2 protein-coding genes are annotated in these 12316 nt (G+C 66.6%); both read right to left on the bottom strand.

Features of this window, described 5'->3' with window-relative positions:
- Window position 1: 1 nt before the first annotated feature.
- Window positions 2-5302 carry a type I polyketide synthase gene (locus ACIBW7_RS06380; RefSeq protein WP_397044717.1) on the bottom strand — a complete coding sequence of 1767 codons (5301 nt, stop codon included), beginning with the start codon at window positions 5300-5302 and terminating at the stop codon, window positions 2-4.
- Complete coding sequence (locus tag ACIBW7_RS06375; RefSeq protein WP_397044716.1) at window positions 5295-11876, bottom strand: acyltransferase domain-containing protein; 6582 nt, start codon at window positions 11874-11876, stop codon at window positions 5295-5297. Before ACIBW7_RS06375 ends, ACIBW7_RS06380 begins: the two co-directional genes overlap by 8 nt.
- Window positions 11877-12316: the final 440 nt, after the last annotated feature.

The raw sequence follows: 12316 nt of genomic DNA, 5'->3' as shown, positions 1-12316 counted from the left end.
GTCAACTCCCCTCTTCGAGCCGGTTTATCGAATCGTCGATCTGCGCCAGCAGATCGTCCATGTCCAGCTCTCCGAGTTCATCTACCTGGCCGGTGTTCGCCTGCGGCTCGGCCATGCCGAGCGCGTCGAGTAGCTGTCCGGTCAGCGCGAGTACTGTCGGCGCGCTGTACAGCAGCGTCGCCGACAGTCGTACGCCTAGTGCGGATTCGAGCCGATTCCGTAGTTCGAGCGCCATCAGCGAGTCGACGCCCATGGTGGTCAGCGGCGCTTTCCGGTCGATCAGAGCCGGGTCGAGGTGCAGGACCTGGCTGAGTTGTCCGGTCACGACGGTGTCGATCAAACTCGGGCGTTCGGCAGCGGCGGCCACGCGCAGCCGGTCCGCGAACTCGGTCGGCCGTCCACTGGTGTTCCCGCGGTTGTCGTCGTCGAGTTCGGCGTACAGCGACGCACCGGCCAGAGACGGGTAGAACGCGAGCCATTGCCGCAGATCGAGATTCGCCGCCACGACCTGGCTGGCGCTGCCGCCCAGCAGGCGACCCAGGATGTCCACACCTTGCGCAGGGGTGATGGTGCCGACCCCCCGGCGCGCGAGTCGCTGCCCTTCCGACTCGCGCCTGGCCATGATTCCGTCCTGCGAGTACAGCCCCCAGTCCACGCACAATGCCGTTCTGCCGCTGCATTCCCGATGCCGCGCGAGCCCGCCCAGAAATGCGTTGGCGGCCGCGTAGCTCGCCTGTCCCGGTGAGCCGAGCACAGCCGACGCTGAGGAGTACATGACGAAGAAGTCGAGCTCCCGGTCCCCGGTCAGTTCGTGCAGGTTCCACGCGCCGCGGACCTTGGGTGCCAGGACCCGATCGAATCGTTCGGCATCCAGTCCCAGAATGGTCCGATCGTCGAGCACCATGGCCGTGTGCAGCACTCCGCGCAGTGGTGGCATCCGGTCGTCGATATCGGCGAGCACCCTGGCGACGTCCGCGCGCCGGGCGACGTCCGCGCGCGCCACCACCACCTCGACACCATCGCGCCTGAGCTCGGCGATCCTCGCCTGTGCGTCCGGACCCGGTTCGTGTCGTCCGGCCAGCACGAGGTGCTGCGCCCCCCGGGTTGCCAGCCAGCGTGCCAGGCCGATACCGAGCCCGCCGAGCCCACCGCTGATCAGGTATGTCCCGCCGGTCAGCGCCGGCTCGGCATTCCCGCAGTCGAACCGGGTCCGTACCAGCCTGGCGAGCTTCCGCCCTTCCTCGCGCAGCGCGATTTCGTCTTCGCGATCTGATGCGACGAGTTCGGGGAGGAGTTCCGCGGCGCAACGAGTGAGCGTCCACTCCGAGTCGAGGTCCACCCGGGTGCATTCCAGTTCGGGATGCTCGACGCTCAATGTCCTTGCCAGTCCCCACAGCGGAGCTTGGGACACCGCAACCGGTTCGCGGCCTACCTGCTGCGCTCCTCGGGTGACCAGCCACAACCGGGGATGGTCCCGCAGGCCCAGGCGAGCGAGCGCGCGGACCAGGCGCACCGTGCTGAGCCCGGTGGTGTGCTGATCCTTGGTCAGGGTATCGGCGGTGACGAATTCGGTGTCGGTGGTATCCAGGCTCCACAGGTGCACCACACCGGCACAGCCCGGTTCGCCCTGGGCGACGTTGTCCAGCAGTGCGTTCCAGGCTTCGTCGTCGGCAACGTCGATATCGTCCTTGCCGACCAGGACGCAGGTTCGGCCGCGTCGTTGGAGCAGTGCGGCCAGGGCGCTGCCGACACCGGAGGAATCGGCGAGCACCAGCCAGGTACCGGCAGCTCCGTCGCGCCGATCCGGCGCTACGAGACGTTCCCCCGCGGTCCAATCCACCCGGTAGAGCCAGTCTCGGTACGGATCCGGTTCGGCGAGCTCGGCCACCGTGAGCCCATCGACCTCGATCAGCACGGTGCCGTCCTCGTCGAGCACCAGCAGATCACCACAGTGTTCGGTGGACCTTGCGCGCGCGTGTACCCACACCCGTCGACCGATCGGCCCGTGCACTCGAAGCCGCTCGATCCGCGCCGGAACGATTCCTCCGGTTGGCAGGCGGTCGAGCAGTACACCGCCGAGGACCTGGAAGCAGGCGTCCAGCAGGGCCGGGTGGCAGACGTACCCCGTGGACGACTCCGCAAGCTCGATCGCCGCGATGCTCTCACCCGCACCGGTCCAGATTCGTTGCACGCCACGAAAGGCCGGGCCGTAGTCGATGGTTCGCCCGGCATATCGCGCGTAGTGCTCGTCCGCAGTGACCTCGGTGCGACAGCGGTCCCGCACCGACGTCAGCGGCTCGGCCTTAGGTGGTCCGCCGTCGGCGCGGCCGATCGTCCCATGTGCACAGCGCACCCACGGCTCGGAATTGTCTGCGCGGGCATATACCTGGAAGCCGTCGGCGTCCTCGATGAATTGGAAGTGGCCGGAGCCGTCGCTGCCGAGAATTGTCATACGTTCGAATACGAGATCATTCAGAACCGATGATCGCCCGGAGGCGTACAGTGCCATCTCCACATAGCCCGACGCCGGGAACACGACCACACCGTCCACGGTGTGGTCGGCCAGATAGGGCAGATCCAGTTCCCGCTCCCAGATCCGAGTCCCCGGCGAGGTCGCGAGGCTGACCGGCTCGCCGAGAAATGGGTGTCCGCGTTGCTCTGGGTGGACCGGAGTCCGGTCCACCCAGTAACGCTCGCGCCGCCACGGATAAGCGGGTAGCGGTACGCAGCGCCCGCCGCCGGGGTGCAGCGCGGGCCAGTCGACCCGGCTGCCCCGGACATACAGCGCGGCAAGCGATCCGAGGAATATCTCGCGTTCGTCGTGTCCGCGACGACCTGACGCGACGACCGTACCGCCGTCCTCTTCTATCGAAGTCAGCAGGATCGGGTGCGGACTCAACTCGACGAATACCGTCGGGCCCGCCGCAATCTGTTCGCGGACCGCCTCGGAGAACAGCACGGGTTCTCGTAGATTGCGGACCCAGTAGGCGGCATCCAGTTCGGCGCCGCCGCAGAAACTTCCGAGCACGGTGGACCACATCGGCACCGCGGCGGCCTTCGGTTCCAGTACACCCAGTTCACGGCCGAGCTCATCGGTGATTGTGTCGACTTGCGGGCTGTGCGCGGCGACCTCCACCTTGATTCGGCGGCAGAACACCCCAGCATCGGTCAGCTGGGCCACGATCTCGTCCAGCGCGTCCGGAGCACCAGACAGCACAGTCGAACGCGCACTGTTGCTCGCCGCGATCGACACCCGGTCCGCCCACTCCGAAAGCGCCGCGTTCGCCTCCTCGAACGACAGCTCCACCTGCGCCATCGCGCCGCGTCCGGTCAGTGTGCGCAGTAACCGGCTGCGGCGGACGATGATTCGCGCCGCGTCCGTCAGGGAGAGCGCGCCGGCCACGTGCGCGGCGGCTACCTCGCCCAAGCTGTGGCCGATGACCGCGTCGGGCTCGATGCCCTTCGATCGCCACAACGCTGCCAAGCCGACCTCCATCGCGAACAGCACAGGCTGGACGATGTCGATCCGGTTCAGCTGGGACTCGGACGGATCGGCGGTCAGTTCAGCAATGACCGACCATTGCGCTTCGTCGCGGATCGCGTCGTCGCACGCCTCGACAGCCGAGCGGAACACCGGCTCACTGTCGAACAGCGCGCGGCCCATACCGAGCCACTGCGAGCCCTGTCCGGGAAATACGAATACGGTCCGGTGCCGTTGGACAGGTTCGGTACCAGACACCAGCTGCGGTTGTCCGTCTGCGGACACCACCAGTGCGGCACGGTGTTCGTGATGGTGTCTACGGACGGCCGCGGTGTAGGCGATATCGGCGATCTCGGCCTGCCTGTCGGCCAGCGTCGTCCGGAACGCTGCCACAAGTTCGATCAGCCCCTGCGCGTCGCGCGCGGAAATCGGTACCAGGGCGGACCCTGAGGTGGGCGCAGCTACGGGAGGTTCGACTCGCTCCGGCGGATCAGCGACGATGACGTGTGCGTTCGTCCCGCTGATACCGAACGAGCTGACTCCCGCCATCCGCGTCACACCGTCGTGTCTCGGCCACGGGACCGGATCTCTCGGTAGCACCAGAGCGGTTCCGTCGAGGTCGATCCGGGGATTCACCGTGTGCAAATGCAGGTTCGCCGGAATACGCTCCCAGCGCAACGCGAGCACGGCCTTGATCAACCCGATCACCCCGGCAGCCGCCTCGAGATGACCGATGTTGGTCTTCACCGCACCGAGCACGCAGTGTGAGCCGTCCTCCCTCGGCTTTCCGATCACATCGATGAGCGCATCCACTTCGATCGGATCACCCAGGGGCGTTCCGGTGCCGTGTGTTTCGACATAGCCGATATCCGCCGCGTCGGCGCGCGCGTTGCGCAATGCCTGACGTAGCAACGCTTTCTGCGCGGACACGTTCGGCGCTGTCAGCCCGGATGAACGGCCGTCGGAGTTCACCGCGGACCCACGGATAACGGCGAGCACCGGATCGCCATCTGCCACCGCGACGGACAGACGTTTGAGGACCAGCATCCCGCATCCTTCACCGCGGACGTAGCCATCAGCCAACGCGTCGAAGGTCTTGCACCGCCCGTCGTTGGACAGTGCGCGAGAGCTGGCCATCATGTCGGTCATGTCTCTGGCCAGCATCACGTTGACACCACCGGCCAGCGCCATCGTGCTCTCGCCGGATCGCAGGCTCTGCACCGCGAGATGCACTGCGACCAGCGACGACGAACACGCCGTGTCCACTACCATGCTCGGCCCCTGCAACCCGAGCACATACGACAGCCGTCCTGCGGGGAATGAGTGCCCGTTGCCGGTCACGGTGTAGATATCGCGCTTGCCGACGCTGAGCCGGTCGTAATCGGTGACGACGACGCCGGCGAACACACCGGTTCGCGAGCCGTTCAACTGCTCCGGCAGAGCCCGTCCCGCCTGTTCCAGCGCCTCCCAGGCCACTTCAAGCAGCAGGCGTTGCTGGGGGTCCATCGCCTCGGCTTCGCGAGGCGATATACCGAAGAAGGCCGGGTCGAATCGGTCCACACCGGACAGGAAGCCGCCCCAGCGGCTCCCGGTGGCGCCGTCATCGGCTGCCCACCGGTCCGGGGGCACGTCGCTGATCGCGTCGACGCCACCGTCGATCAGCCGCCAGAACTCGTTCGGGCTAGTGCCGCCGCCGGGCACCCGGCAACTCATGCCGATGATGGCGATCGGCTCGGTCTTCGCCAGCAGTTCGCGGTCCAATCGTGCCTGCAGCGTTCGGATGGCCGTCAGAGCCTGCTTCACCGACGGCTGCTCAGTCATTGCCCAGTTCCTGTTCGACGAGCCGGATACTGTCCAGCAGCATGGCCTCGGCTTCGGCGTCCGAGAGTAGATCGAGGTCCGCCATCAGGGATGGCTCGTCCTCCGATTTCGAATCCGGTTGCCGCGCCGAGGGTTGCGTCACCGCAAGTTCATCCGCGATGAACTCTGCGAGCGCGGCGACGGTGGAGTAGGTGAACAGCAGCGCGACCGACAACCGGATGCCGAGCGTGGACTCCAGTCGGTTGCGTAGCTCCACCGCCATGATCGACCCCATGCCCATGCCCTGGAACGTCGCCCTCCGGCTCAGGTTCACTGGATCTCGTTGCAGCGTCAGGGAAAGCTGGTGCGTCAGGTGCTCCTCGAGCAGCGCGCCTCGTTCGGAGACACTGGCCGCGGCCAGCCTGGCGGCGAATGCGGTAGGTCTGTCCGGGGCCCTGGTTGCGACCGCATCGAAAAAGGGCGCGCCGGCCGCTCCGGGGTACGACTCGAACCAGTGTCGGAGGTTCGGATCCATGACTGCGAGCCGACCGAGTTTCGAGCCGATACCACGATCCAACGCCCGCGTGAGACTCCTCGCGGGCGCTTCGGCGATGCCTTGTGCCGCTGTGTCTGCCCGCGCGACATGCAAGCTCAGTGCGGGCAGGCCCAGGGCACGGCGGTGGTGGGCGATGGCATCCAGCCGAGCACTGTCCGGTGCGTCATCTGGGCGACCGAACAATGCGGCGACCGAGGAGCAGAGTACGAAGAAATCGAGCCTGCGATCGAGTGTGTGCTCGTGCCACCGCCATGCGCTGTCACCATTCCCCGTGTGGATCAGCCCGCGCAATGGGCCTGCGGCGGTTTCGATCTCGGCGATCAGGGAGCTCATCTCATGATCGCCGATGTCGTATGTGTCGACGGTCAGCACCCGGGCCCCCGGGACGTCGATCGGCCCGATGGCATCGGCCCGGCCCACGATCACGATGTTGCGCGCGCCGCAGTCGGTCATCCACTGGGCATACGGCTCGGCTGATGCCGTGGCCCCGCAGACAATCAGATATGTGGCGTCTGACTGCAACTGCGCCGCCCGCTCAGCGGCCTCGGGCACCCGAACCAGCCTGGCGACGAACCGGCCGTGGGGACGCAGGGCCACATCGGTATCCCGGTCGTCGCTGAGCAATTCTGTTGCCAGTGTGGCCACTTCATCGGGCGTCGGCCGCGCCGTGAGGTCCACTCGCGTGACGGACAGCGTAGGAAAGTCGAGCCCTATCGCCCTGCCGAGTCCCCACAGGGACGCTTGGTCGACGCTGACCGGAGTGGTATCCGCGCCGACTGCCTGTGCGGCACGGGTCAGCAGCCACAGTCGTGGCCGATCCCGCCATCCCATTCCGGTCAGCGCCTCGGCCAGCGCACTCGCGCTGGAGGCGCCGAGACTGCCGATGTGCACCACCCCGGCAGGTGGTTGTCCGGGAAGAACGGTGCGCAGCGACTCGGTCGTGGCAGAGCTGAGTGCCCGGTCGGTCTTCAGATCGCAGGGAATGTTTCGCGCACGTAACGCGTCCGCGAGTTCGGTGCCGAGGGCGTCCTCACCCGCGAACACGATCCACGGCCCGATCCGCTCTCGCAGTGATTCTCGGTGCGGGACTTCGCGCCATTCCACGGTGTAGAGGCAATCGGCAGCCGGATCCGGATCGGTGGGCGCGAGCGAGGTCAGACGCACGCCCTCGACTTCCACCAGCACCCGGCCGTCGTCGTCGAGCAGGTAGAGGTCACCACCCGGACCGGCCGATCGGCCGTGCGCCCAGACCGGGCCGGTCGGCGCCCGATACACCCGCAACCGGCCGATCTCGGTCACCACATAACTGCCCGACGAACCGTTGCACAGGGCGATCAGCGCCTGCAGACCAGCATCGAGCACCGGGGGATGGACGCGGTAATCGGCACGGCGAGACGGTGTCGGCGGGATGACCCTCGCGACCACCTCGTCCTGGCCGAACCATAACTCGGAGACCCCACGCAGGTGCTCGCCGATATCCAGTCCCGCCCTGGCCAGTGCCCGATAGTGCTCGGCGCCGTCCCGGCGCGTCGTACAGCGCTTGCGGATCGAAGCCGGCTGTTCGTGCACGTGCGGCGTACCAGTGTCTGGGCCGACCGTGGCCAGCGCGTGCCGCACCCACTCCGGACCACGGCGGCTGAACATCTGGAAGAGTTCGTCCCGGGTGCTGATCACCGTCTGGGTCGTGGGCGACACCGCGGCGGTCAGCTCCAGCAAGCGTTCGAACGTCAGCCGAGTAACGGCGATATCCGTGGTCTCATAGGCCTCCGCGGCCGCAGCCAACGCCATTTCGGCGAAGGTGGCCGCGGAAAGCACAACGCTCCCGCCCACCGTGAGGTCGGCCAGATACGGCAGGTGTGCCGGGTCCAGAGCGCGGTGCCAGTACCGGGTTCCGTGCTCGACCGCCGAGACCAGACCGGAACCCAGCAGCGGGTGACCTTCGGCAGTGCGGGACAGGACAGCGCGGCGGTCCGCCGCGAGCCAGTACCGCTTTCGCTGCCACGGATACGCGGGCAGCGACACGACTCGACCGGTACCCAGGAGCCGATCGAAGTCCGGCGCGCAACCGGCCGCATACAGCGCGCCGGCGGCGCGCCGCAGCGACGACAGATCGTCCTCGTCCCTGCGCAATGAACCGAAGACGTAACCATCGACGCTGCGGGCGGCAAAACATCGTTGGATATTCTCCATCAGGACCGGATGCGGGCCAATCTCCAGGAAAACTCGGTACCCGTCGGAGATCGCCGCGTCCATCGCATCTGCAAACCGTACGGTTTGCCGGACGTTTCGCCTCCAGTAGTCCGCGTCGAATCGCTGATCGGCAGCGAGCTTCCCGGAAACTGTACTGTAGACGGGCAACCGGTTCGACTCGGGCGCAAGTGTGCCGAGTGCCTGGGACACGTCATCCGCAGCCGGATCCATCTGCGCGCTGTGGAAGGCGTAACCGACCCGGAGTTCACGGAAAGCGACGCCGTCGCAACGCAGCCGTCCGAGCAAGTCCGCCAGTGCGGAGTCACTACCCGAGACGACCGTCGAATACGGATCGTTGACCGCCGCGATCGCCACTTCTTCCCGGTATTCCCGCAGCATGCCGCGCAACCGCTCGGCAGGCAGTTCGACCGAAACCATGCCGCCCACCCCGGGCATCACCGCGGCGTGCATCGACCGGCTGCGGTGATACACCACCTCGACCGATTCGGCGAGAGACAGTGCCCCGGCCGCATACGCTGCGGTGACCTCGCCGACACTGTGGCCGATAACAGCGTCTGGCACGAGTCCCCATGCCTGCCACAGCCGAATGACCCCCACCTGGATTGCGAACAGCGCGGGTTGCGCGACCGTGGTGAGGTGCAGGCGGCTGTGTTCCGCCGATGCGGTGAGCTCGTCGGTCAGCGACCAACGGGTCAGTGGCCGCAGCAATTCGTCGCATTCCTCGACGGCGGCGCGGAAGACCGGTTCGCTCAACAGGTTCCGGCCCATCCCGATCCATTGCGAACCCTGACCGGAACAGACGAACACTATCCGGCGCCGCTCGCCATGCTCCACGGTGCCCATCCACGTGTTGCTCGGCATGCTGCCCCCGACTGTGGCGCGCAAGGAGTCGGCCAGCTCATTCGGCGACGCACCCGTCACAGCGAGGCGGTGTTCGTGATGGTCCCGCCTGGCGGCCGCCGTAAAACACAGGTCACCCAGGGCGGTTCCATCGTCGCTGATGAGCTTGCGCGCCATGTCGTTCGCCGATGCGAACAGGGAATCACGCGATCGAGCGGAAAGCACCAGCAACTCCGTCCGGCCGTGGTCCGGCGCGGGGGGCCGGGCGGCGCCTCGGACGTAAAGCGCACCGAGCGAATCGATCAGCGTCGAGCAGTCGCGGTCGCCTCGTCGCAATGTCGGCAGCGCCCGGCCACCGTTCTGCTCGACCACCGGGGCGAGAATCGGATGCGGGTCTACGTCGATGAAGATGTGACTGTCGTCGGCAAGCAAGCATTCCATCGTGTTTCGGAATCGCCACGGCTCGCGTTCGGTGCGCACCCAGTGCTCGGCGACCAACTGCGTGCCCTCCATCCGCTCACCGGTGACCGAGGAATAGAACGGTATTCGGGTCTCGCCCGGCCGCAGATTCGCGAGCGCGTCCCGCAAACCGGGCAGTATCGGATCCACATAGGGACTGTGCGAGGCGTAGTCGACCCTGATCAGAGCCGACCCGATCGATCGCCCAGCGAGTTCGTGCCGCATTGCCTCGATGGTCTCTCGGTTACCCGAGACCACAGTGGATTCCGGTCCGGCCTCGCCTGCGACCCACACCCGGCCCCCATGTCGGGACACCAGTTTGTTCGTGTCGGCAACGGACAGATCTAGTAGGGCCATAGCGCCGTGACCGGAGAGATTGCCCGCTAACGTGGCGCGCCGACACATGATCAACACAGCGTCGTCGAGGCTGAGCGCACCGGCGACGTGCGCGGCCGCCACCTCACCCATGCTCATCCCGGCGACGGCATCGGGCTCGACTCCCCTTGATCGCCACAGCTCGGTCAGCGCGACCTGCATCGCGAAAATTGCGGGTTGGGCGAGCTCGGTGCGCTCGATCCAGCTCTGGTCGGCCGAGGTCAGCAACTGGGTGAGGGACCAGTCGACGTGCCGGCGCAGCGCGGTCTCACACCGGTTGATCGCTGACTGGAATGTGGGCTCACGTAGCAGCCACGCGCCCATTCCGGTCCACTGTGATCCCTGCCCGCCGAACAGGAATGTGATTCTCGGCGCGTCTTTTTCGACTGTTCCGGTGCTGATTCCGGCTCCGGTGTAGCCGCTGTAGAACTTCTCGCTGGCAGCCGCGAGATCATCGGGGTCGCGCACCGACAGCGCGAGCCGGTGCGAGCCTTCCCCTTTCGCTGAGGAGGAAGCACACAACCGGGCCAGCGATGCCCGGTCCCGAACGGTCGCCAGGTCACGCACGGCGACACGAAGGCCGTCCTCGCTGTCCGCGGCGAGCGGCAGCAGGTGGATTGGAGGGTTTTCGCCGCTTTCCAGGATCACGTGACAGTTCGTCCCGCCGAACCCGAATGCACTCACCCCAGCGAGGAGGCGGCCTCCGGCGTCGCCTCGCCACTTCTCCGGCCGCGAAAGTATCCGCAAGCCCCATTCCTCGAACGGGATGTGCGGACTGGCTTGCGCGAACTGGCCGGAGGGCGGCAGCGTGCGATGCCGCATCGCCAGCAGCACCTTGATCAGCCCGGCGATCCCGGCCGCTGGTTCGAGATGCCCGATCGCGCTCTTGACCGAACCGATCGGCAGCAGCCGGTCAGGCGCCCGCTCCGCGCCGAGCACAGTGGCCAGCGCGCTCGCCTCGATCGGATCACCGAGCGCCGTTCCCGTCCCGTGCGCTTCAACGTACCCGACCTCGGACGGCGCAACGCCCGCTCGCTGATACGCGCTGCGCAGCAAGGACTCCTGGGCCAGCAAGCTCGGCGCGGTCAGGCCATTGGTGAACCCATCGTGATTCACTGCGCTGCCCTTGATGACACCGTGAATCGGATTGCCGTGGGCCAACGCCCGGTCCAATGGCTTCAGCACGATCATCCCGGCGCCCTCGCCACGGCCGTACCCATCGGCGCGCGCATCGAACGCCTTGGAACGCCCGTCCGGTGCCAGCGCCCCGAGCCGTGCCAGCGCATGCACCGTATCCTGCGCCAGCATCAGACTCACACCACCGGCCAGCGCGATGTCACATTCACCCGCCCGCAGGCTCTGCGCCGCGAGGTGCACGGCGACCAGTGACGATGAGCAGGCGGTGTTCACCAGCAGGCTCGGTCCGCGTGCACCCAGCGTGTACGACAATCGGGCGGGAATGATGCTCGGATCGCCTCCGGCCAACGTGTGTTCGGTGACCAGATCCGGGTCGGCGCGAATTCCCGCCCCGTACTCGCTCCACATCGCGCCGACGAACACTCCGGTCTGGCTGCCGCCGAGACCGCCTACCGGAATACCGGCGTCATCAAGGGCTTCCTGCATCAATTCGAGCATCAACCTTTGCTGCGGATCGATGTGTGGAGCCTCGCGCGGAGAGATGCCGAAGAACTCGGGATCGAACTTGTCTATCCCATCGATGAACCCGCCGCGTGGGGGACCGTCCCCGGCCCACCGCCCGTCCGGGGGTTCGGTGAGTGCGTCCGAACCGGTGCTGAGCAGTCGCCAGTACGCCGCCGCGTCCGGAGCTCCGGGGAAGCGGCAGGCGAGACCGACGATAGCGATCGGCTGTGGCTCCGAACCCGGTGCCTCATACTGTTGCAGTGGCTCCGACGTGGTCCCGATCAGCCAGCGTGCCAATGCAATCGGTGTCGGATGCGCCCACATTTGGGTCGGCGACACCGGTTGGCCGGTTGCCGCACTCAGCTCACCGGCAAGCATGGTCAAAGTCCGCGAATCGAGGCCGTAGCGGGTGAACGGCTCACGTCCGTCTATCGCGGCGGGGTCCACCTGGCTCAGCTCGCCCATTCTGGCAATGAGCCAGTCCCGCACGTCCTCCATAGACCGGGACCGCATAGGCCGCCCACCTCCAACACGCAAAATTCTCATCATTGCGTGGCCGTGTCCTGCGGCGTCGGCACGCGCCCGGATCATACCCTGGGTATATACCGGACAGTCTTCTTTGCGTGTGGCTCCCACTGGCCGCCCAGGTGTCGAAGCGTCCGCAACTTTCAGGGCGGATTCATATGACAACCCCTCGAAGCCGTGACAGGTGACGTATTGCCTCTGCCCGCGCGGTTCCCGGCAATGAGAAACCAGTGAAGACAACATCGGCGTTCTGGGTCAACACTTCTCGGCCTGCTAGTGGATCCGGGGTATTACGGCTCGGCAACGGCATCCATAACTCGGCCACTGATCGAATCCGGCGTCCGCGCTACCGCCGCTGCCGACTCGGTGATGCGAAATATCTTGCGGTGCAACACATCTGATATCGACTGACAGCGCTGCTGGCGACT

The sequence above is a fragment of the Nocardia sp. NPDC049526 genome (assembly GCF_044465765.1).
Lineage (GTDB): Bacteria > Actinomycetota > Actinomycetes > Mycobacteriales > Mycobacteriaceae > Nocardia.
The sequence above is the reverse complement of the archived record's forward strand: the minus strand, read 5'-3'. Positions and strand labels throughout refer to the sequence as shown.

Excerpts from the sequence above, each read along its gene's own strand:
- ACIBW7_RS06380 (WP_397044717.1), bottom strand. The coding sequence starts at position 5,302 with ATGACTGAGCAGCCGTCGGTGAAGCAGGCTCTGACGGCCATCCGAACG.
- ACIBW7_RS06375 (WP_397044716.1), bottom strand. The coding sequence starts at position 11,876 with ATGCGGTCCCGGTCTATGGAGGACGTGCGGGACTGGCTCATTGCCAGA.